Source organism: Pseudomonas fluorescens, assembly GCF_019212185.1.
Classification (GTDB): Bacteria; Pseudomonadota; Gammaproteobacteria; order Pseudomonadales; family Pseudomonadaceae; genus Aquipseudomonas.
On the sequence record NZ_CP078138.1, the window covers coordinates 3,390,666 to 3,414,717 of the forward strand.

10 protein-coding genes are annotated in these 24,052 nt (G+C 63.2%); 3 read left to right on the forward strand and 7 right to left on the reverse strand.

The annotated features are described in order from the left end of the window. Positions 1–38: 38 nt before the first annotated feature. The 5 genes from KW062_RS15280 to KW062_RS15300 all read right to left on the reverse strand — a co-directional run bounded on the left by KW062_RS15280 (position 39) and on the right by KW062_RS15300 (position 20,179). A complete protein-coding gene (locus tag KW062_RS15280) occupies positions 39–15,011 on the reverse strand; it encodes a VCBS domain-containing protein (RefSeq protein ID WP_218424784.1) in 14,973 nt (4,990 codons plus the stop codon). A 238-nt stretch (positions 15,012–15,249) separates the two neighbouring features. Then, complete coding sequence (locus KW062_RS15285; protein ID WP_105754182.1) at positions 15,250–16,527, reverse strand: OprD family porin; 1,278 nt, start codon at positions 16,525–16,527, stop codon at positions 15,250–15,252. Positions 16,528–16,562: 35 nt separating this feature from the next. Further along, entirely contained in the window at positions 16,563–17,897 is a 1,335-nt protein-coding gene (locus tag KW062_RS15290; RefSeq protein WP_105754183.1) for an MFS transporter, read from the reverse strand. Positions 17,898–18,120: 223 nt separating this feature from the next. Further along, complete coding sequence (locus KW062_RS15295; RefSeq protein ID WP_027618842.1) at positions 18,121–19,188, reverse strand: aromatic ring-hydroxylating dioxygenase subunit alpha; 1,068 nt, start codon at positions 19,186–19,188, stop codon at positions 18,121–18,123. A 37-nt stretch (positions 19,189–19,225) separates the two neighbouring features. Next, the gene (locus KW062_RS15300; RefSeq protein ID WP_105754184.1) at positions 19,226–20,179 is read right to left on the reverse strand and encodes a PDR/VanB family oxidoreductase; all 954 of its coding nucleotides are present in this window, start codon (positions 20,177–20,179) and stop codon (positions 19,226–19,228) included. A 242-nt stretch (positions 20,180–20,421) separates the two neighbouring features. Between KW062_RS15300 and KW062_RS15305 the strand changes: the two genes are divergently transcribed. Both KW062_RS15305 and KW062_RS15310 read left to right on the forward strand, forming a co-directional pair. Beyond that, positions 20,422–20,895 carry a MarR family winged helix-turn-helix transcriptional regulator gene (locus KW062_RS15305; protein WP_105754185.1) on the forward strand — a complete coding sequence of 158 codons (474 nt, stop codon included), beginning with the start codon at positions 20,422–20,424 and terminating at the stop codon, positions 20,893–20,895. 32 nt (positions 20,896–20,927) lie between these two features. Then, positions 20,928–21,227, forward strand: coding sequence for a chorismate mutase (locus KW062_RS15310; protein WP_105754186.1), 300 nt, complete (start codon positions 20,928–20,930; stop codon positions 21,225–21,227). Between the two features lie 12 nt (positions 21,228–21,239). On the opposite strand, the gene KW062_RS15315 is transcribed toward KW062_RS15310, so the two are convergent. Next, positions 21,240–21,701: a MaoC/PaaZ C-terminal domain-containing protein gene (locus KW062_RS15315; protein WP_027618846.1), complete on the reverse strand. Its 462-nt coding sequence runs from the start codon at positions 21,699–21,701 to the stop codon at positions 21,240–21,242. Between the two features lie 264 nt (positions 21,702–21,965). Between KW062_RS15315 and KW062_RS15320 the strand changes: the two genes are divergently transcribed. Further along, on the forward strand, positions 21,966–22,643 hold the full coding sequence (locus KW062_RS15320) for a type 1 glutamine amidotransferase domain-containing protein (protein ID WP_027618847.1): 678 nt from the start codon (positions 21,966–21,968) through the stop codon (positions 22,641–22,643). A gap of 133 nt (positions 22,644–22,776) precedes the next feature. Here KW062_RS15320 and KW062_RS15325 read toward each other — a convergent pair whose 3' ends face one another. After that, positions 22,777–24,051, reverse strand: a complete 1,275-nt coding sequence (locus tag KW062_RS15325) for a carbohydrate porin (RefSeq protein ID WP_105754187.1) — start codon at positions 24,049–24,051, stop codon at positions 22,777–22,779. Position 24,052 lies beyond the last annotated feature (1 nt).

Genomic DNA, 24,052 nt, shown 5'->3' on the forward strand with positions numbered 1-24,052 from the left:
TTCCTTTGTGTGCTTGGAAAATGGTGGGCCAGTTCACGTCAGTTGCCCTTATTGGTCGGGTGCAGGCGCTGGCCGGCGTTGCGCAGTTGCGCGCTGAAGCCGCGTCCCTGCTGCTGTTCGTGGCGGGCCTCGACCTGCGCCGAGCCACGCAGCATGTCCGGTGCACCATTGGCAAACAGCGACGGGTCGCCGAGCAAGCCGTCGGCGGTCAGATCGGTGCGGCCCTGGCGACCGAGGATCCACAGCAGGTCGAGCTCGCTTTCGATGCGGCTTTCGCGTACCGCTGCGGCGACGAACTGACCGGGCACCACGCCCAGGCCATCGCCCAGCGAGTCGCTGCGCAGTTCGCCGGTCAAGACCAGCGCCATGTTGCTGCCGCCGGTATCCCAGGAGGAGAGTTCATTGAGCCGGGCATTTCGCTCGACCACCGGGGTGATGAACACCGCCGGCTGCGGGTCGGGGGGCAGCAGGTTGCGGTTCTGGTTGTTCGGGTCCCGGGCGAAGACATTGATGGCCGGTGCCGGTATGAAGGGTGTGGCGATGTCCAGGGTGATCTGCAGTTCAGCCTGGTCGCTGGCACCGCTGAGGTCATTGACGGTGTAGGTGAACACGTCCTGCAGGACCTGGCCGAGACCGGCAGCGGCAAGAACCTGCGGGTTGCTCTGGTCGATGGTGTAGGTGTAGCTGCCATCGGCATTGAGCACCAGGGTGCCGTAGAGCCCTGCAATCGGCTGGCCGATCACCCCGGCAGTGCCGCTGCCAGACTCGGCGCCGCTGCGCACCGCAACCACGTGCAGGCGGTCGTTGCCGTCGACGTCGCCATCGTTGGGCAGTACGTTGCCGGTGGCTTGCGGCGCGGGCGTCTGGTCGCTGGCGGTGTTGCTGTCGTTCTGCGCTACCGGGGCATCGTTGGCACCCTGGATGACCACCGTCAGCCGTGCATCGGCGGTAGCCCCGGCCGTGTCGCGCATGCGGTAGGTGAAGGTTTCGCTGAGGGTTTCGCCGGCGGTGCGCAATGCCTGCACGGTGGGATTGCTGTTGTCGATCAGGTAGCTGTAGCTGCCATCGGCATTCAGGGTCAATTGGCCGTAACGGCCGATCAGCACCTGGCCGGCCGCGGCGGACTGGCCGGTTTCGCTGCTGACCTGCAGCACCTGCTTGCTCTCGCCATTGGCCACGCTATCGACATCGCTGTCGTTGCTCAGCACATTGCCGATGCCGTTGCTGCCGGGGGTGCCGTTGGCCACGCCGCCGGCTTCGACGGCGATGGTGCCGTCGTCCACGGCGACCGGGGTGTCGTTGCGGCCGTCGACAGTGATCTGCAACTGTGCCTGGCTGGTGGCACCAAAGATGTCGACCACCGTGTAGCTGAACACTTCGCTGAGGGTCTGGCCGCTTTGGCGCAAGGCTTGTACGACCGCGAGGCTGTTATCAACGGTATAGGTGTAGCTGCCGTCGGCATTGATCAGCAGGTCGCCATATTGCCCGCGCAGTGGCGTGCCCAGGCTGCCGACGGTGCCGATGTCGGTAATGGGACCGGTATGGATGCCGATCAAGTGCAGGGCGTCGTTCTCGTTATCGCGGTCGTTGTCCAGTACGTTGCCGCTCGGGTCGATACCGGGCTGGCTGTTGTCGATTCCACCGGCCTCGATCGCGGTGGCGGCATCGTCGGCGGGAATCGGCGCGGTGTTGCGGCCACGGATGATGATATGGATTTCGGCCAGATCGTTCTGCCCACCACGGTCGGTCACCTGGTAGGTGAAGTGTTCGTCGAGGAACTGCAGCGGCCCCAACGCCAGTACCGTTGGATTGAGGGAGTCGAGGTCATAGGTGTAGTTGCCGTCGGCACCGATGATCAATTGCCCGTAGAGCCCATTGACCAGAGTGCCATTGCTGTTGTCTGTGCCTGAATTTACGCCTGCCAGGCTGCCGCCCGCCGTTTCAGTGCCGAAACGAATGCCGGTGACCAGCAAGCTGTCACCCTGGTCGACATCGGTGTCATTGGGCAAGACATTGCGCGTCGGGTTGACCCCGTTGCCGGAACCGTCATCGGCCACCGCCAGGGCGAGGTCGTTGTTCGCCACCGGGGCATCCCAGGCGCCGTCGATGCGGATGCTCAGCTGCGCGTCGTCGGTGGCGCCGGCGGTGTCACGCATGCGGTAGGTAAAGGTTTCTACCAGGGTGTCGCCGACTTTCAGTGCCTGCACGGCGGCCAGGTTGTTGTTGACGACGTAGCTGTAAGTGCCGTCGGCATTGATTGTCAGGGTGCCGTACAGGCCTGTGAGGCTGTGGCTGATGCCAACCGTGTCGAACGCACCACCGGCAGTTTCCGAACCGCTACGAATATCAGTCACCTGCTTGCCGTCGCCGGCATCGACGTCGGTGTCGTTGCCCAGTACATTGCCGGAGGGATCGAGCCCCGGTGTGCCATTGAAGGTGCCGCCGGCTTCGACGGCGACGGTGCTGTCGTCGACGGCCACCGGGTTGTCGTTGGCCCCTCGAATGGTGATGGTCAGGGTCGCGGTGCTGGTAGCGCCGGCAAGATCGAGAATGCGGTAGGTGAAGGTTTCCGTCAGGGTATCGGCGTTGGTGCGCAGGGCCTGCACTTGCGGGTTGTTATTGTCGACCACGTAGCTGTAATTGCCGTCGGCCTCCAGGGTCAGGGTACCGAACGCGCCGGCGAAAGCAGTGCCGATCACGCCTACCGACGCGCCCTGGTTGAGCTCGACCACCGTCAGGACTTCGCCGTTGCCGTCGACGTCGCTGTCGTTGGCCAGCACGTTGCCGCCGGGGTTGACGCCGGGGCTGGCGTTGGCCTGACCGCCGGCCTCGATGGCGGTGGCACTGTCGTTCTGTGCAATCGGCGTGTCATTGCGCCCTTGAATACTGATGTTCAGTGTCGCGACATCGGTGGCGCCACTGGCGTCGATCACCGTGTAGTTGAAGGCATCGGCCAGGCTGTCGCCGGCGCGCAGTGCCTGGACTTCAGCCATGGCGTTGTCGAGGCGATAGCTGTAGCTGCCGTCAGCATTCAAGGTCAGCCAGCCATAGGTGCCGCGCAGTTCACTGCCCAGGGTTCCGGTGGTGCCGGCGCTGTTTTCGATGCCGGTGCGCACCGAATCAACGGCGCGGGTTTCGCCATAGTCGTGAGCGGGCAGGTCGCTCGGCACTTCGCCGCCGTCGACGTCGGTGTCGTTGGTCAGCACATTACCGACCGGGTCGACCCCCGGCTGGTTGTTGTTCAAACCGCCGGCTTCGATGGCCGTCGCACTGTCGTCGGTGGCGATCGGGTTGTCGTTCTGGCCGCGAATCAGCACGAAGATATTGGCAGTATCGGTTTCCGGAGTTGGCCCGACTTCATCGCTGATGGTGAAGATAAAACGTTCCAGCAGCAGATCGCCGCCGGTGCGCAAGGCTTCCACATCGGCATTGCTGTTATCGACTTCGTAGGTGTAGCTGCCGTCGGGGAAGATAGTCAGCCGGCCATACAGACCCGTGACGGTGGTACCGGCCGCGACGACCGCTACAGGCGTCCCTCCGTCGAACTGGATGAAGGTCACATTCAACGGGTCGCCGTCCGGGTCGATGGAATTGAGCATGGCATCGCCCGAGGGATCGACGCCTGCCGTGCCGTTGGCCACTCCACCTTTTTCCGTGGCAATCGCCACGACGTTCTGCGCCACCGGCGGGTCGTTGACCCCATGCACGGTGATCACCAACTGCGCAGTGTCAGTCAGGCCGTTGGTGTCGGTGATCTGGTAGGTAAAGAACTCGGTCAGGGTTTGCCCGGCCGAGAGTGCCTGTACATCGGCATTGGTGCTGTCGACATCGTAGAGGTATGAGCCATCGGCGCCGAGGGTCAGGGTGCCGTACAAGCCGGTGACCACGGTGCCATTGGCCGAGGTGGTGCCGCTGGCGACGCCATTGAGGGTATCGGTGAGCGGGTCGTAAGTGGCTTCGCTTTTGTTGATCACGCCGTTGACCAGCAACTGGCTGCTGGGGCGGTCGGCGGCATCAACATCGGTGTCGATGCCATTGCCGCCCGTCTGGTCGATGGGGCCTGGCCGACTGGGGAACAGGATGACGTTGCCGGTCGGGTTGACCTCGGCAGTGATGCCATTGGTGGGCTCGGCTTGCGCCTCGGCCGAGTCGTCACTGGCCACCGGGTTGTCGTTGGCACCCTGGACGACGATCCGCAGTTGCGCGACATCATCCAGGCCACCGGTGTCGGTCAGCCGATAGCTGAAGAACTCGATCAACTGCTGACCGGGGCTCAGGCGCTGCACGGTGAGGTTGTTGTTGTCGACGATGTAGCTGTAGCTGCCGTCGGGGTTGATGGTCAGGCTGCCGTACAGGCCGACCACCGTGGTCGCGCCGGTCACCGGGGTGAAGGTGCCGGTGCCGGCCTCGGCAACCGGGCGCACGGCGGTCACAGTGCGAGTCTCGCCATTGGCCACGCTGTCGACGTCGGAATCGTTGTCCAGCACGTTGCCTGTGGCGTCGCTGCCCGGCGTGCCGTTGGACACCCCGCCGGCCTCGATGGCCACCCCTTCGTCGTCGACGCCCTGCGGGGTGTCGTTGGCGCCCTGTAGGGTCACGGTCAAGATGGCGTCGGATGTCGCGCCGGCAGTGTCGGCCATGCGGTAGGTGAAGGTTTCGCTGAGGGTCTGTCCGGCAGTGCGCAACGCCTGCACGGTGGGGTTGCTGTTGTCGATCAGGTAGTTGTAGCTGCCGTCGGCATTCAGGGTCAATTGGCCGTAACGGCCATTCAGCACCTGGCCGGCAGCGGCGGTCTGGCCGTTCTCGTTGCTGACCTGCAACACCTGTTTGCTCTCGCCATTGGCCACGCTGTCGACATCGCTGTCGTTGCTCAGCACATTGCCGACGCCGTTGCTGCCGGGGGTGCCGTTGGCCAGGCCGCCGGCTTCCACCGCGATGGCGCCGTCGTCCACGGCAACCGGGGTGTCGTTGCGACCGTCGATGGTGATCAGCAACTGCGCCTGACTCGTTGCTCCCAGTTCATCGGCCACCGTGTAGCTGAACAGGTCGCTGAGGGTCTGGCCGCTTTGCCGCAACGCCTGGACCGCCGCCAGGCTGTTATCGACGGTATAGGTGTAGCTGCCGTCGGCATTGATCAGCAGGTCGCCGTACAGACCGCGCAATGGCGTGCCCAGGCTGCCGACGGTGCCCGCCTCGGTGAGGCTGCCGGTATGAATGCCGGTCAGGTGCAGGGCGTCGTTCTCGTTATCGCGGTCGTTGGTCAGGACGTTACCGCTCGGGTCAATTCCTGGCTGGTTGTTATCAAGCCCGCCGGCTTCGACGGCATTGGCGGCGTCGTCGGCGGGAATCGGCGCAGTGTTGCGGCCTTGGATGAGGATGTTGATTTGCGCCAGATCGTTCTGCCCACCGCGGTCGGTGACCTGGTAGGTGAACTGCTCATTGAGGAACTGCTGCGGGCCCAACGCCAGTACGGTCGGGTTGAGAGAGTCGAGGTGGTAGGTGTAGTTGCCGTCGGCTCCGATGATCAATTGCCCGTAGAGGCCGTTGACCAGGGTGCCGTTGCTGTTGTCGGTGCCGGGATTGACTGCGGACAGACTGCCTCCCGCCGCTTCAGTGCCGAAACGGATGCCAGTGACCAGCAAGCTGTCGCCCTGATCGACATCGGTGTCATTGGGCAAGACATTGCGCGTCGGATCGATGCCGTTGCCGGAACCGTCATCGGCCACCGCCAGGGCGAGGTCGTTGTTCGCCACCGGGGCATCCCAGGCGCCGTCGATGCGGATGCTCAGCTGCGCGTCGTCGGTGGCGCCGGCGGTGTCACGCATGCGGTAGGTAAAGGTTTCTACCAGGGTATCGCCGACTTTCAGCGCCTGCACGGCGTCGAGGTTGTTGTTGACGACATAGCTGTAGGTGCCATTGGCGTTGATCGTCAGGGTGCCGTACAGGCCTGTGAGGCTGTGGCTGATGCCGACTGTGTCAAACGCACCGCCGGCGGCTTCCGTGCCGGTGCGGATGCCGTTGACCAGCTTGAGGTCGCCGGCATCGACGTCGGTGTCGTTGCTCAGCACATTGCCGGAAGGATCGAGCCCCGGCGTGCCATTGAAGATGCCGCCGGCCTCAATGGCGACGGTGCTGTCGTCGACGGCCACCGGGTTGTCGTTGGCCCCACTAATAGTGATGGTCAGGGTCGCGGTGCTGGTAGCGCCGGCGAGGTCGCGGATTCGGTAGGTGAAGGTTTCCGTCAGGGTCTGGGCGTTGGTGCGCAGGGCCTGCACTTGCGGGTTGGTGTTATCGACCACGTAGCTGTAATTGCCGTCGGCCCCCAGGGTCAGGGTGCCGAAAGCCCCAGCGAAAGCACTGCCGATCACGCCTACTGACGCGCCCTGGTTGAGCCCGACCACTGTCAGGGCTTCGCCGTTGCCGTCGACGTCGTTGTCGTTGGCCAACACGTTGCCGCTGGGGTTGACGCCGGGAGTGGCGTTGGCCAGACCACCGGCCTCGATGGCAGTGTTGCTGTCGTTCTGCGCAATCGGCGTGTCGTTGCTTCCCTGAATGCTGATGTTAAGGGTGGCGACATCGGTGGCGCCGCTGGCGTCGATCACCGTGTAGTTGAAGGCATCGGCCAGGCTGTCGCCGGCGCGCAGTGCCTGAACTTCAGCCATGGCGTTGTCGAGGCGATAGCTGTAGCTGCCGTCAGCATTCAAGGTCAGCCAGCCATAGGTGCCGCGCAGTTCACTGCCCAGGGTGCCGGTGGTGCCGGCGCTGTTTTCGATGCCGGTGCGCACCGAATCAACGGCGCGGGTTTCGCCATAGTCATGGGCGGGCAGGTCGCTCGGCACTTCGCCGCCGTCGACGTCTCTGTCGTTGGTCAGCACATTGCCGACCGGGTCGACCCCCGGCTGGTTGTTGTTCAAGCCGCCGGCTTCGATGGCCGTCGCACTGTCGTCGGTGGCGATCGGGTTGTCGTTCTGGCCGCGAATCAGCACGAAGATATTGGCAGAATCGGTTTCCGGGGTTGGCCCGACTTCATCGCTGATGGTGAAGATAAAACGTTCCAGCAGCAGATCGCCGCCGGTGCGCAAGGCTTCCACATCGGCATTGCCGTTATCGACTTCGTAGGTGTAGCTGCCGTCGGGGAAGATGGTCAGTCGGCCATACAGGCCCGTGACGGTGGTACCGCCGGCGAGGACGGCGACGGGTGGCCCGCCGTCAACCTGGATGAACGTCACGGCCAGCGGGTCGCCGTCCGGGTCGGTGGAGTTCACCGTGGCGTCGCCGGACGGATTGACCCCCGGCGTGCCGTTGGCCACGCCACCTGCTTCGGTAGCAATAGCGATCACGTTCTGCGCCACGGGAGGATCGTTGACCCCATGCACGGTGATCACCAGTTGTGCGGTGTCAGTCAGGCCGTTGGTGTCGGTGATCCGGTAGGTAAAGAACTCGGTCAGGGTTTGCCCGGCCGAGAGTGCCCGGACATCGGCATTGGTGCTGTCGACGTCGTAGATAAATGAGCCATCGGCGCCGAGGGTGAGGGTGCCGTACAAGCCGCCAACCACCGTGCCATTGGCCGAAGTGGTGCCGGTGGCGACGTCATTGAGGATGTCGGTCAGCGGGTCGTAGCTGGCTTCGCTTTTATTGATCACGCCGTTGACCAGCAACTGGCTGCTGGGGCGGTCGGCGGCATCAACATCGGTGTCGATGCCATTGCCGCCCGTTTGGTCGATGGGGCCTGGCCGACTGGGGAACAGAATCACGTTGCCGGTCGGATTGACCTCGGAATTGATGCTGTTGGTGGGTTCGGCTTGCGCCAGGGACGCGTCGTCGCTGGCCACCGGGTTGTCGTTGGCACCCTGGACGACGATCCGTAGTTGCGCGACATCATCCAGGCCGCCGGTGTCGGTCAGCCGATAGCTGAAGAACTCGACCAACTGTTGACCGGAACTCAGGCGCTGCACGGTGATGTTGTCGTTGTCGACGACGTAGCTGTAGCTGCCGTCGGGGTTGATGGTCAGGCTGCCGTACAGGCCGACCACCGTGGTCGCGCCGGTCACCGGGGTGAAGGTGCCGGTGCCAGCCTCGGCAACCGGGCGCACGGCGGTCACGGTACGGGTTTCACCATTGGCCACGCTGTCGACGTCGGAATCGTTGTCCAGCACGTTGCCCGTGGCGTCGCTGCCCGGCGTGCCATTGGACACCCCGCCGGCCTCGATGGCTACGCCGTCGTCGTCGACGCCTTGCGGGGTGTCGTTGGCGCCCTGCAGGGTCACGGTCAAGATGGCGCCGGACTGCGCATTGGCCAGGTCGGCGACCACGTAGCTGAAACTCTCGACCAGGGTCTGGCCTGCCAGACGCAGGGCCTGCACTGCTGGATTGTTGTTATCGACCACGTATTCATAGGCGCCGTTGCTGCCGATCAACAAGCGCCCGTATTGCCCGGTGATGACCACCACGCCCGAGGTTGGCACGGCGGTACCGCCGACCGAGACCAGATGCAGGCGGTCGGCGTTGGTGGCGATGTCGACGTCAATGTCGTTGCTCAACACGTTGCCACGGGGGTCGATGCCGACCGTGCCGTTGTCAGTGCCGCCGGCCTCAAGGGCTGTCGCAACGTCATTGACCGCAACCGGCGTGTCGTTGACCGGGGCGAGGATGATCTGCAGGGCGTCGGTGTCGCTTAGCGCATCGCCTGCGCCGCCCGGAATGCCGTCGCCATCGGCGTCGCCAAAGTTGCCTTGATCGTTAGTGACCACGGTCAGGGTGTCGGTGCCGTTGAAGTCCTGGTTGCCCAGGTAGCGCAGGCTGGCCAGGGCGAGGTTGAGATTGGCCTGGGTGCCGCTGAGGGTCAGGATGGCGCTGTTGGCTCCGCTGACGCTGACGCCCGGCACCGTCGCGCCGAGGAACAGCGTGCCGTTGGTCACGCTCAGGGTGACGCTGAGGTTGCGGTCGTTGATGTTCGGATCACGGTCGGCGTCGATGTCGGCGACGCTGATGCCGGTGATGTCCAGTACCACGTCTTCCTGACCGTTCTGGGTGCCGGGGAGGGTGTTGACCGGCGCGTCGTTCTGTTCGACATACCCGGCATTGGCCGCCTGGCTGTCGGCATCGCCGAGGGTCAGGGTGACCTGGCCGAGGCTGCCGGCATCGCTGTCGACCCGCACCCGCAGGTCGCCCAGCGGTTGCGGGTAGTTGATCAGGCCGGCCGGCACGTCGATGCGGAACACCCCCAGGGGCAGCACGCCGAAATGGTACTGGCCGTTGGCGTCGGTCAGGGTGCTGAAGGTCAGGTTGTCGCCGGTGGTGTCGAGCAAGCCGTCGGCACCGGCCCAGGTCAGGGTCACGGTCTGTCCAGCCAAACCGGCGCCATCGGGCGTGGCGCTGGCGGTCGGCGAGGCGGTGTCGTTCCACAGGGTGCCGCTGATGATCCCGAGGCCGGCGTTGTCGCGCAGGATGTACTGGTTCGGCCCGACGCTGCTGCCGTCACGCTCGCCGTCCACCGTACCGTCGACGCCGACGCTGTTGCCGCCCCAACTGGTGAAGTCTTCCGGCAGGCTGCTCCAGGTCAGGGTCGCATTGCTGCTGGCGACGATGGCCGAGTTGGGCACCGTCACTTGGTAGCGTACTTGCACCTGGGCGCCGACATCCAGTTGGTCGAAATTGACACTGATCCCGCCGGTGGTGCTGAACGTCACGCCGGCCGGCAGGTTACCCGGGCCAAAGCTGACGCCGTTGATGCTGACACTGAGCAGGGTGTAGTTGCTGCCGCCAGCGAAGCTGTCGACGATCTGCGCATCGAACGCCGCGAGGCCACCGTTCTGGGTGAAGCTCAATTGCACCGTGGCGTTGCCGGTGGTGCCGGTGGGGTTGGGATCGAAGGCGACGATGCTCTTGTCCAGGCCGCTGAAGCTTGGCTCGACCAGGGTTTCAAACACCGTATCGCTGTTGGCACGCCCGACGCCGTTGACGAGCTCCCGCGCGGACACACCGAGTTGAGCGCCGCTGACATTGCTCGCGATATTGCTCACGCGCACGTTGAATTCGATGGAAATGCCTTCCAGGTCGTCGTCGGCGCCATTGCCGTTGACCACGTTGCCCAGGTCAAAGGTCACGGTCTGGCTGCCATCGGGGTTGGTCACGATGTTCAGGCGGCTGGGGTCGAAGATGCCGGTGGGCGCCAGGCCTGAGAGGTCCGGGGTGATCGGCAGCGCTTCCGGGCTGTTCTCGTTGCCGTCGACATCGAGGATACCGCCGACGATCAGGTTGGCATCGCTGGTCAGCCCGCCGCCGGAAATAAAGGCAATGCGCAAGGCGTTGACCAGCGCATCCGGGGCAATGAATTCGAGGCCGTTGGCCAGGGTGATCTGGATCTGGTAGTTGGGGTTGTTGCCCTCGGGCACCAGCACCACCACCCGGTAGCGGATGACTTCGCCGACCGTCACCTGCTCGACCAGGCCATTGGTCGGGTTGGTCGCAGCGGTGTCCGGCAGCCCGCCGACCCGCGACACCTCGATTGCCTGGGCCACCGGAATGACCAGGGTCGAGGCATTGCGGTAATCGTTGAGCGTGCCGTCGTTGATCAAACCATCGACGCCGCTGCGCTCGCCGGCCACCGTGCCATCGAGACTGGTCCATTGCACCGCCGCGACGTTGGCAAAATTGGACTGTGACGCTGCGCTAGCGTTGACCACGCCGGTGATGCTGAGGACGATGCTGCCGCCCTTGGCGATGTCGATATTGGCGCCGTTTACTGTGCGCAACTGTCCGCCGACCAGCTCGAAATCGACGCCGCCGTTGTTGGTTGCGCCGTTCTGGTACAGAACCCCGGTCAATGTCAGGCCGTCGAGCTGGCTGGGCAAGTTGTCGAGGAAACTGATGTCGAAGGCGCTGAAATCGTTGCCGGTGTTGCCATTGCTGATGGTGATGGTGAAGCTGACGGTATCGCCCTGGTCATAACCGCCCAGGCCGGCGGTCGAGGTCAGCACCTGAGTCACCTGCAAGGTCGGTTCGCGCACGGTCACCGTCGGCAGCCCTCCGCTCAGGGCCACGTTGCGATCCACCGGCACAGTGCCGTTGGGCGTGTCGCTGTCAGGGTCGCTGAAGGTCAGCTGCGCATTGTTCTGCAGGGAGACGTTGGCCTGGTTGGGCAGGACGTTGTCGGCCACCAGTTGCAGGCGAATCACGAAGGTGTTGTTGCCGGTCTGGTTGTCGGCCGCCACGCTGGACACACTGAAGGTCCAGCGCGCATCCACGCCATCGCCACCCAGCGCGCCGCCCACACCGGCAAAGCCACTGACTACCACGCTGCCGGCGAAGTCCGCGCCGAGGGCGCCGCTGCCGGCGCGGGTGGTGATGATCTGGTAACCGAGGCCATTGTTGAACGTGGTGTCCAGGCGCATGCCCGGTGGGATCAGGTCGTCGATGCGCAGGGTCTGGGTGCTGCCTTCGGGCAGGGTGACGACGATGTCATAGCGCATGCTTTCGCCGATCACCAGGTCACTGCCGCTGGTATGGCTGGCGCTGGAGTCACCGTTGTCGAGGCTGCCATCGGCAAACACCTTGCTGATGACCGGCGCGGCGATTTGCTGGTTGGCCAGGTCGCTCAAGTCGACCGGGGTAAAGTCGGTGCCACCGTTGACGCTGGCGTAATTGCTCAGGGTCGCCGTCGATTGCAGGGAGCGACTGGCTTCGATGGTATTGCTGACCAGCACGTCATAACTGATCACCACCAGGTTGGCGCCGCTGCTGTCGGCGTCAGTGCCGCTGCGCCCGGCGAGCAGAGATGCCTGGCCGCCGGCGTCGAGGAAGGTGATCTGGTTGCCGGTCACGCTGTAATCCGTGCCGAGCACCAGCACGCTACCGTCGCCCCGGTAGATCTGCAGGTTGGCAGCGGCCAGGCTCCCGCCAACGAAACTCAGGCCGCTGGGCAGGGTAATGCTGGTGGTGACATCAAAGGCGCCGCCACCGCCGGTGTTTTCGATGGCGGTCACCAGGCGCAGGCTGTCGCCACCGTCGATATTGACGATGTTGCCGTCCACGGCGGCGAGGTCGGTGATGTTGCCGTTGAACGGCACGCCGCCGCTGCCTGGCGGATTCCAGCTGCCGGTGGTGTTGCTCACCGTGCCGTTGGAGCCGGACACCACGCCGTGCTTGATATTCAGCACCGGCTCAGCCACCGAGACAATCGCCACCACGTCCGAGGAAATCAGCGTGCGGTCGGTGAGGGTGGTTTGCTGGCTGGATTGCGCCAGGACGTCGAGGGAACGCTGATCGGCGAAGGGCTGGTCACCGACCCTAACGGTAAAGCGAACGACGATGCGACTGCCGGTGGTGTCGGCGGTGACAAAGCTGCCGAAGTCGAACACCAGCGAGTTACCGACGCCACTGCTGACGCTAAGCACGGCCCCGGCATTGGTATTGCCGGGGCCGATCTGCCATTGCCCGACATCGCTGCCGGTGGTCCAGGTCACGCCGTTGACATCGAACAACGGCAGCGGCAGATAGGCGGTGAGCTGGAACTGTTCGTAGTCGCCGGTGACCAGGTCGTAGCTGAGTTCAAAGGTCACTTCATCGCCGGGCCGCAGTTCGCCGTTGCCCGGCGGGGTGGCGTTGTTGACCTCCACCAGGCTGATGTCGACGGTGCTGGTGGGAATGGTGCTGGTGGTGGCGGAGTCGTCGGTTTCGCTTTCGCCGGTGAGGTTGAACGGGTCGAGCAATAGCGTGCCGTCGACCACCGCGCTGTTACCCAGGTCATCGCCTTCGTTGATCTCCGAGTGCGGGTCACCCGATGGCGGCTTATAGGTCTGGCCGACAATCGCCGAATAGCTGAGCACCGCCAGCACTGCACCTTCCAGGGTGTCGTCGAAGGCCAGGTCACCGTTGAGCCAGCCACGAATATTGAAAAACGCATTGCGCAGCGACTGGCCAATATCGAACGCCATGGAGGTACTGCCGTCGGCGTTGATCACGGTGCTGGTGACCAGGGCGATCGACTGCGCCACGCCATTGATGGTCACCGTGAGGGTCGGCGTTCCGGTCAGGGTCTGGCCGTCACTGAGTTGGTCACGCACGATCAACTGGCCTTCGTTGAAGAAGTCCTTGCCGAAGGCGAAGTAGTCGGAAATCGCCAGGTTCAGGCTGTACTGCAGGGTGTCGCCTGGGGTGATACCGGCATGGCCGACATCGACTTGAACGGTGGCGGTCTTGAGCAAGGTGATGGATTTAGCGATGAACTGCACCGGATCGCCGCTGCCACTGAAATCGATGGTGGTGTTCGGCGCGGTGACGTCCCGTGGGTCCAGCGGCACCCATTGGCCGGAGGCGGTCGGGGCGGGCAGGGTGATGGTCACGGCATCGCCGGACACCGGATTGATGATGGGTTGGCCGTCGGCATCGACTTCCGGCACGTAGAACGCGACAACGGTATCGGTCTGCGCCGCGAGGTTGTCGTATTGCACGGTGAAGGCATCGATGAACACATCGTTGGCGGCGATCAGCAGGGCGATTTCCGCAGGAGTGCTGACCACGGTGCCGTCGTGCAGGGTAATCGAGGTCAGGCGCCCGCCGGGGCCCGGGGTGATGGCGGTGACCTGGATGTTGTCCGGCAGCGGTTGCGTGACGATCACATTGGTCAGGGTCTGGCCCGGCGCGGGGGTGACTGTGACGGTCAAGGTGCGGCCATAGTTGGGGCCGGTGGCGGTTTCACCTTCAGGGGTGTTCAGCGTCTGATCGAAGGTGATCACCGTCGGATGGACGACGAAGGCCGCAGTCGCCGCTTCAATCAGACTGGGGTCGTTGAGCGGGTTGTCCAGCGCGTCGTTGCCGAACTCGAAGCCGCCGCTGGCGCGGAGGGTCAGGTCCGGGCTGCCATCGGAGAAACTGGTGTCGGCCAGATTACTCAAACTGGCGGTGATCTGCACCGGGATCACCGGTTGCAGGTTGCTGACACTGGCGAACGGCAGTTCGATGACCACCAGGGTGTCGCCGGCGCGCATGCCGTAGGCCGCGGCGTTGATCACGATGAAGTTGCCGCTGGCGTCCTTGGCCAGGGGGTGGGTGGCGTTGCCGGCGGCATCGAAGGTCATCGAATGGGTGATCAGGTTTTGCCCCAGGTAGCTGGCGGAGATAAAGCTCACGCCATCATCGCCATCCCTGCCGGTGGCCGGCAGCGCCAGGTTGATAAAAGGTGCAAAACCGACTTGGGTCGAGGTGTTGCTGAAGTTCACGGTGAAAGTGAAGGTGTCGCCGAGCAACACGTCGCTGCCGCTGGTATCCAGGGTTGCACTGGGCGCGGCATCGGCCAGCAGACCGTCGAAGTTGGCCATGGCGAGGCCGCTCAGGGCGATGCTTTTGTCGATATCGCCGACCCGGGTTTCCAGGGTCCAGTCACCACCTGCGGCGGCGCTGCCGGTGTCATTGCTGGAGGCGGCGACGTCGGCGCCGGTCCAGCGCGCGAGTTCGGTCACCAGGGTCTTGCCAGCGGCGCCGGCGCCTACGTCACAGCCATAAAGCTGGATGTCGGCACCCTGGTTGAGGTTGTTGCGCCATTGCTCGAGGGTGTGTCCCAGTTGGCCAATATTGTCCGCAGTGACCGTACGATTGCCCAGGGTGAATTGCCCGGCGGCGCCATGGGACATGACCTGGATCGAGTCGACCTTGCCCAATTGCGCCAACGCCGCGGAAATCGCCGCCAGGCCATCTTCACCGCTATTCACCACAATGGCGGTGACGTTGCCCGGCAGTTGCGCCAACAGTTGATCGCGGTTTTCGATGCGGCTGTCGAGCACCAGCAAGCTGCGGGCAGCTGACGGCGCTTGCTCCGTGGCGGCACGACCTTCGGTCGCCGTGGCTTGGGGAATATGGGCGTCGGTCGGGGCCTGTGCGCTGGGGTCAGTGTGGGTTTGTTCAGTCGCCGCCGAGGCCGCCGCACCGTCGAACAGAATTCGCGGTTCCAGGGCCAGTGCCTGGCGCTGTGGACGCAAATGGGCGGCGAAAACTGGACGATCTGATTTTTGCATCGTGTGGCCCTCAAACTGCGCGGTAAACCATTCCATTGATAGACAAGCCCGCTATCGGATAGATGGAGCGTAGGAGTTTTCCGACGGTTTACAACGTGGCTGCGAACTCATCGCAGTGAGGGTGAGGACGTCAAATAGTTGGCGGAATGTGCGTCTGAACGCGGTAGCGGCGACAAGGTGTTGATTGCCTTGTCGCCGGGTCAGGTTCCGCGTGCGCCAGACGCAGGCAGAACCTGGGTCACCAGACTTTAAAGGTGTAGTCGATGTTCACCCGCGTTTCGTTGTCACTCCTGAAGGTTGACGCGGGCCCTTGCTGGTTTCGGTAGAACGCTTCTCTGAGCCGAAAGCCCAGGCCTTTCGCCGGGCCGGACTGGATCACATAGGCCAGTTCGAGATCTTTCGATGACTCGGTGAGATCATTGCCGCCCAGCGCGGGCAACTTGATGTTGTCTCCGTGCAGGTAGCGCAGCATGCCCGTCAGGCCGGGAACTCCAACGGCGGCGAAGTCGTAGTCGTACTTGACCACCCACGTTCGCTCCTTGGGGTTGACGAAGTCGGCGCTCATGGTGCCGTCGCTCAGCACCACAGGCTCGCCGCCGGCGATGTAGGGAAAAGCGCTGTCGCCAGACTGCTGCATGTAGCCGAGCCCCAGGCTGTGACCGCTCCAGAGATAGCTGAACATGCCACCGATATTCAGGTTGTCGACCTTGCCTGCCCTGGCCTGACCATCGTCTCGACTGTTGAACAGGCGAATATCCGATTTCAACTTGCCCGCTCCCAGTGGCAGTGAATGCAGCACGCCAAAGAAATCCTGGGTATAGATGTCCCGCAACTGGGCATGGATAAGCCGCAGGGTCAGGTTGTCGGTCCAGCGGTAGTCACCGCCATAGAAGTCGAACCGTTCAGAGCTCGCTCCCGCTCTGAAACGACCATTGGGCGATGCCAGGGCAATCGGCTGGTAGTCCGTGGAGTCGCGCAGATTGACCCTATCCATGCGCCCGGCATGAACGGTCAGTTTGTCTACGTCATCGGAGATCAGGTAGGCCCCACGAAACGATTGCGGCAGGAGCCGGGCGGGGCTGGCGTTGATCACCGGCAAGGCAGGAAACTGGGTGCCGACGGACAACCGGGTCCTGGAGATCTTGCTTTTCAGTGCCAGTCCCAGCTCCGAGTATTCGTCCCGTGCCTCGCGGGTAACCGGGTTGTACGCCAGCAATTGGGTACCGGTGCGATCAGGCGACGAATCGAGCTTGAACCCGGCCAAGCCCGTGACATCGACACCAAACCCTAGGGTGCCCTCGGTGAAACCGGAATTGGCCTTGAAGATAAAACCCTGGGCCCATTCACGTGCAGCGGAGTAGGGGCTTTGTCCCTTGTAGTCGCGATCCAGGTAAAAGTTGCGGGTGGTCAGCGTCGCACTGCTGTCGTTGACGAAATCGGCCAACGCACTTTGCGCCAGCAACGCCGCAAGCAGCCCCAGGCCCGTCGACCTGAAGTTGAAAGAGTTGATGCACATGAAATATCACCTTCTTGTTTTTAGGGGTGATCCGCTCAGGCGGCAGGCTTGAGTGCAGCCCGTACCGTTAAATGACTGCTCATCAGCCACACTGCGACGGCCGCGACCACAAATGCGCAGGCAAACAGCAGGTAGAGATCGGCGGGCCGCCAACTGGCATCGATCAAACGGCCAGCCACCAGCGGCGAGAGGATTGCCCCCATCCGGCCCATGCCGATGGCCCAGCCCAGCGCCGTGACGCGCTGCTCGGGCCCGTACAGGCTCGGTGTCAGCGCATACAGGCCGGCCACACAGCCATTCACCAGAATCCCGATCATCAGCACCAGCGCGAACGCCAGGTTGAGGTTGTCGGTGAAATGCACGAAAAGACCGAGAAACAGGGCGTTCAGGCACAGATAGCTGATCAGCACCCTTGGCAACCGATAGCGTGCCGCAAGCAGGCCGATCAGCGATGTGCCGACGATTCCGCCGACATTGAGCAGTACCCCGGCCGTGATGCCCTGCTGATTGGAAAGTCCCGCTGAAACCAGCAGCTTGGGGGTCCAGCTCATGACGAAATAGAAGCCGAACATGACCAGGAAGAATCCCGCCCAGACCAGCAGGGTGGAGCGCAGCAGTTCCCTGGAAAACAGCCCGGCAAAGGTCTCGCGCCAGGAAGCCTGGGTACTTGACTGAAGGGGCGGCATGGCGGTGATTAGCTGAATGCCAACTCGGCTCAATAGCCGATTGAGCCGCTGCAGGGCATTGCGAGGCTGACGCGCGATGAGAAAGGCGATGGACTCGGGAAGCAGCCAATACATGACGGGCAGCACCAACAAGGTGACGATGCCGCCATACAGAAACACCGCGCGCCAGCCCAGGTGCGGAATGATCTGCGCGGCGATGAGGCCGCCGATCGTTGCACCCAGGGCATAGGCGGTCGATTGCAGGCTGATCGCCAGGCTGCGCCATTTGCGGTTGGCATACTCCCCGGCAATCACGTAGCTGCTCGCCAGCACACCGCCAATGCCCAGGCCCGTCAGGAAGCGCAATCCGCCAAGCATGCTCACGGACGATGCCTGCGACGACGCCAGCATCCCCAGCCCGGCGATGGAAATGCACAGCAGAATCACCGGCCGACGACCGAAGCGGTCAGCCCAGGGCGCGATAAACAGCGACCCCAGCGCCATGCCGATCAGGCCGGCACTCAACAGGTAACCCAACTCAATGCCGCCAAGCCCCCACTCGCTGGACACGGAGGCGGCGGTGAACGCCATCACCAGTACATCGAAGCCGTCGAGCATGTTGATCAGGAAACACAGGGCGATCACCACCCATTGGAAAGCCTCCATGGGCTTCTCTTCCAGTTGAACATTGATGGACCGACTCATGGGGTGGTCCTCCGGCTCTGCCTGGCCTGGGGTTTTGTGCAGGCGAACGGGTTCGTCCTGCTGATGAGGAGATTCGAAAGATTCATTGAGCACCTTTTTGTTTTTGTCGGGCGTGCAACGCAAGGCTCGGCAAGAATCACCGAGCGAAAACTGCAGACCGATCCCTCTACGTGGATCGGCGGCAGTGGGTCAGATCAGGCGGCAGCCAGTGATCGGTGGTCCATCAGGACTGTTGGCGAAGCTGTTCAATAATTCTCCGGGCTCGATTGGCGCCGACATCGACATGGATGTCGACCATGGGCCGGTCAGCGAACTCGAGCATGTTCTGGTACTGGGCTTCGATCACCCCTTTGTCTTCGTCGAAGGTCAGGACCGTCTGCTCGACCACTTTCGCGGCGATGGCTTCGCGGTTGTCCTTGGGGTTGGTGGCCATGGTCCAGAAGTAGTGGCTGGTGGTTTCGGTTTCCGGTGTCACACCGTGGAAACCGCGCATATGGAAGCCGCCTCGTTGCGGGTCATCCAGTGATTCGGTGCCGGCATCGGCGGCACCGGTCCAGATGCGCAGGTGGCTGACGTGGAACTCGATTTCCTGCCAGCGATCGACCTTGCCCTGGAACGGATAGGCCGCGGTGTAGGTGGGTGGCGGCTGCGAGCCGGGCATATGCCGGGTCACCTTGACGTGGGTGTCGTCGCTGTCGACACGCATCTGCGCATTCATGTGGATGCTGGCGTTGCCACCGATGGTGCGCAGGTGCACGTAGCCCAGGTGGCTGAGATCCAGCAGGTTGTCGTGGATCAACTGATAGGGCGCATCGTAGTGATAGGCGCCGCCTTCGAAGAGGTAGTCGTCGTTGCTGTGGAACTCGTAGGCCGGCGGCTCGCAGTTCGGCTGCGGCTGATCGGCGTTACCGAACCAGACCCAGATCAGTTGATCGCGCTCGCGCACCGGGTACGCCGGCACCTTGGCTTTCGACGGGATCTTCGCCTGGCCGGGCACTTCCAGGCATTGGCCGTCACCATTGAACAGCAGGCCGTGATAACCGCAACGCACGCCGCGTTCTTCCAGGGTGCCATGGGACAGCGGCAGGGCTCGATGGCAGCAGCGATCTTCCAGGGCTGCCGGCCGGCCATCGGCGGTGCGGAACAGCACCAGCGGCTTGCCCAGCAGGGTCCGGCCCAGCGGCTGGTCCTTGAGTTCCCAGGCGAATCCGGCGACGTACCATTGATTCAACGGAAATTTCGGCAAAGCGGCAGGTGCTGCAATTTCATGGGCGAGTGTCGATGTACTCATGACGATCTCCAGTGATCAGGCTTGTTGTTATCGGTAGTCATAGGTCCAGCACCAGGCGTGGACTGCGCGAGCGCGAACAGCAGGGGGTGAAACTGTCGTTACGGGCGTGCTGCGCGGCACTCATCCACTGATCGCGGTGCTCGGGCTCGCCGGCCAGGACCTGGGTGATGCACGAGCCGCAGATGCCTTGTTCGCAGGAGCTTTCAATCTCCACGTCGTGCTCCAGCAGCACTTCAAGGGCGGTCTGGTGCGCGGGAACCTGCAGGACTTGGCCCGAGCGTGAGAGCTCGATCTCGAAGGGCTGATCACCTTCCAGCACCTGCGGCGGCGCGGCAAAGTCCTCGCGGTGGATCTGCTCATCGCTCCAGCCACAGGCCTTGGCCGTGCTCTGAATGTGCGCCATGAATCCTGAAGGCCCGCAGACGTAGAGCTGGTCGCCCGGGTTTGCCATCGCGAGGATCCGTGCAGCATCCAGGCGCTGTTGCGCCGGACCATCGTCGACATGCACCTGGACGTGCCTGGCGAACGGCGCTTCGCCCAGCATCGCGGTGAACGCCAGGCGTTCGAAGGAGCGGCCGCAGTAGTGCAGTTCGAAGCGCTTGCCTGCAGCGATCAGGGCATGGGCCATCGCCAGGATCGGGGTGATGCCGATGCCGCCGGCGAACAACAGGTAACGCTCGCCGCTGAGGTCCAGGTCGAACAGGTTGCGCGGGGCGCTGATGGCGAGTGTCGACCCCTGTGCAATGTCAGCGTGCATGCCCCGGGATCCGCCCCGGGAGGCCGGCTCGTTGAGCACTGCAATCAGGTAACGGCCGCGCTCATGGGGCGCGTTGCACAGCGAATACTGACGGGTTAGGCCTGGCGCCACCTGCACATCGACGTGCGAGCCGGCGCTGAAGGCCGGCAGTTCTGCGCCATGGGCAGCGATCAGTTCAAAGCTACAGACGCCGTCAGCTTCAGGGGTTTTACGAGAGACATAAACTTCAAGCATGAGTGTGACCCCACCGCAGTTGTGCAGTGTTTCAAAGGCTATGGAGGGTGTGCCGGGATTAGCGGGGCAGGGCAATCAGGACGGCGGAGGAGGGAGCAGGCAAGTCATGGCAGGGAACCTCGCAGTTCTTATTGTTGTACGGCGCGCTTATGATGCAGGCGCGCAATCGTGGTGTGATTGTCATCCTATGCCTTTTAGTTGCGGTGTCAACTAATTCAATCGAAGTCCAGGAACCGTTTGTCATGACCCCAGCCTCGCCCCTCAATCTGGATCGCTACGTTCCCGCGCTCCTGACCTTCCTCACCAACAAGATGTCGAGTGGCGCATCGGCCTGCTATCGCAAGCATTTCGGCATCGGCATCGTTGAATGGCGGGTGTTGTCGATGCTCGCGGTCGAAGACCGGATCAGCGCCAACCGGGTGGTGCAGGTGGTGGGCCTGGACAAGAGTGCGGTCAGCCGTTCGTTGCAGACGCTGGAGCGTGACGGCTATGTCTCGACTGTGGTCGATGCCAAGGATGCGCGGCGCTACACGGTGTCGCTGACGGATTCCGGGCGTGAGTTGCATGACCGGGTGCTGGTCGTTGCCCTTAAGCGTGAAGAGTTGCTGCTGTCGGCCCTGAAGGAGGAGGAGGTCGACCTGCTGATTGGCTTCCTGCACCGGATGAGCGGGCAGTTGGATGCGGTGAATGCGATAGAGCCGGATGTTCAGGCGTAGGCAGTACAACAATGGAAAAGGGAGAACACGGAATGGACATTGAATGCACATCGATCGAGGACGTACGTCGGCACATCGATCAAATTGATCGTGAGGTGGTAGCGCTACTGGGCAGACGGGGCAAGTTCGTCACCCAGGCGGCAGCTTTCAAGAAAACCACCGAGGACGTGCGCGCACCGGCCCGGGTAGAACAAGTGATTCACAAGGTTCGCGGGCTGGCCGACGAAACCGGCGCCTCGCCTGCGGTGGTGGAGAAGGTCTACCGGGCGATGATCGCGGCCTTTATCGAGGAAGAGCTGCAGACCCATGCGCACTTGCACGCTGGGCGCTGAGAGCGCGGGTGATTAGCCCGGTCCGTCACGCAGGACCAGCACCGTCACTTCATACAGCAGCACGGTTTTGCCCTCGGCGGTGGCGACCTCGACCTTGAAGGTCACCCAACCACGTCCGGGGTCGCGGGTGTGTGGCTCGGAGCGAACGACGTGGGTGGTAAGCTCGAGCCGGTCGCCCGCCACTACCGGGGCGACCATCCGCACACCATCGATCTTGCCCCCCGCCACCACATGGGTTTGCAGCAGCAAGGCGTCGCACATCAAGCGCTGCGAGATCGCAAAGGTCTGAATGCCGCTGGCGCAATGCACGCCCAGCGGACTGGCGCGGGCGAGGTCAGGGTCCATATGCATATCGAGGGGATCGTACTCGGCGGCGAAAGCGATGATCTGTTGGGTGGTGATGGGCGCCGATTGCCTGGCTGTCCAGGTTCTACCCAGCGTCAGGTCTTCCCAATACAGCGTTTTTTCTGCCACGTTGACTCCTGGGTGCATGTCCATTTTGGCGGGGCATGATAGCGGGGCATCGCCCGGTAGGGGGAATCGATAGTCTCGCAGCCCAGTGCCCCCGACAATGTCCGAAGGCTTCAGCCTGGCTGGATGATTTGGGCAGTCCGCCGTTCTCTGTAGGAGCGCGCCTGCTCGCGAAAAAAATCGTGAGCGTTCAGCCACGGTGACTGTCTACCGGTTCGAGTGTCTCGACACCACCGTCGAGCAATAGCCAACCAAGAGGAACACCCCATGAAAGTGCTGATGGTTCTCACCTCCCACGACCAACTGGGTGACACCGGATTGAAAACCGGATTCTGGCTTGAAGAGTTCGCCGCGCCTTACTACGTGTTCAAGGATGCCGGTGCCGAAGTGGTGCTGGCGTCGCCGGCTGGCGGCCAGCCGCCCCTGGATCCGAAGAGTGAGTTACCTGATTTCCAAACCGAAATGACCCGTCGCTTCAACGCTGATGCTGCCGCCCAGCAGGCGTTGGCCACGACCGTCAAGCTCGATACGGTCAATGCGATGGACTTCGACACGGTGTTTTACCCAGGTGGCCATGGTCCTCTATGGGATTTGGCCGAGTCGCAGACCTCCATCGACCTGATCGAGTCCTTCGAGCGCGCGGGCAAGCCCATCGGTTTCGTCTGCCACGCGCCGGGGGCGCTGCGCCACGTACGGGCGGCGGATGGCGAGCCGCTGATCAAGGGGCGCCGGGTCACCGGTTTCACCAATGGCGAGGAGGCCGCAGTGCAGTTGACCGATGTGGTGCCGTTTTTGATCGAAGACGAGTTCCAGCGACTGGGAGGGGTTTACGAGAAGGGCGCCGATTGGGCACCCTTCGTGGTTGAAGACGACAAACTGATCACCGGCCAGAATCCCGCCAGCTCCGAAGCGGTGGCCAAGGCATTGCTTGCCCAGTTGAAGTGATTTTTTTGGGAGGCCAAAAATCTGTGGGAGCGGGCTTGTCGGGTCGCCGCATCGCAGCGATAGGGCCGGCACATTCAACCTCCTTGCCGGCTGAGACAGCGCATTCGCCAGCAAGCTGGCTCCTACAGGGGGCTTACAGCGCCGCTTTCACCTGCAGTCCAAACACCAGTGCATTATCGATGTCCTGCCCGGAAAACGCCCCCGGCTCGATGATGTACTGCAGGTTCGGGCGAAGGGTCAGCCAGGAGGTAGCCTGGTAGCCATAGCCCAGTTCGATCAGTTGTTCGGCGCTGTCCAGGTCGGGGAACGCCGTGCCGTTAGCCAGCGCGGTGTCTTGCTGGACATCGCGGCTGCGTGGATTGGGCACGGCGCGGCCATAGCCCAAAGCGAGGGTATCCCGGGGGCGGCTGGCGAATGGTTGGTACAGCACCAGGCCGGTGCCGTACCACTTGCTGAACGGCGAGGCCGCCTCGCTGGCTGCCGAGTACTGACCGAAAGCATGCAGGCTGCGGCCGCTGGATGCTGGCGAGCGCCACAGGGCTTGATCCACCAGCAGGTAATGGCCGCCACGGCCAGAGACCTCGCCATCACTGCCGATGCGTTTGGCCTCTGAGCTGTCGTAGTAGTAGCCGACTTTGTATTCGCCGGGCAATTCGCCGGTGCGCTTGTACACCAGTTCGATGGGGACCACGGTACCGGTGGTGTGCTTGGGCCCCAGGTGCCAGGCGCGGCTGGAGTTGCCGTTGCTTTCGGGGTCGACATTGAAGGCTGCGACACGCAACTGCCAGGCAGGCGACAGGTCGTATTTGACCCGCACGCCCAGGTGGGCATTGGGGTAGTTGGTCCAGCCGCTGCCACCGGACATGTTCAGCGGATGCCCGCAGAAACCGGCGTTCATGAAGTTGCAGAGGATGCCGCTGTCGAGGCCGCCGAGGTCGTTACCCATCGCCATGTAACCCAGTTTCACGTTAAGCGCCGGGGTCAACAGATTGCGTTCATAACTGAGTTCGGTCAGGCGAGTGTAGAGGCCACCGTAGTTCTCCTGGATCGGCAAGCGGTTGCCCACCAGGTCCTCGGAAGCGCTTTGGCCGCGGCGGTCGTTGAGGGTCAACTGGACCTTGCCGGCGTTGTCCAGGCCATACAGTTTGTCCAGGTCGAACCTGGCGCCGAGCTTGATGTTCTGTGAATAGCGCGCCGAACGGTGCAGGCCGCCATCGGCGTTATAGGCGGTTTCGCCGCTGTAGTCGCCAGTCAATGTGAGGCCATCTTCCTCCATCTGGTGGCGCAGGCCGCCCCAGTCACCGCTCAGGGTGCTGCGTGAATCGTTGCCGGCAAAAGCGGGCAGGGCGGTGGTGCAGGTCAGGCCAATCAGCAGGCCTGTAGTCGAAAAGCGAACAGCGAAAAACATG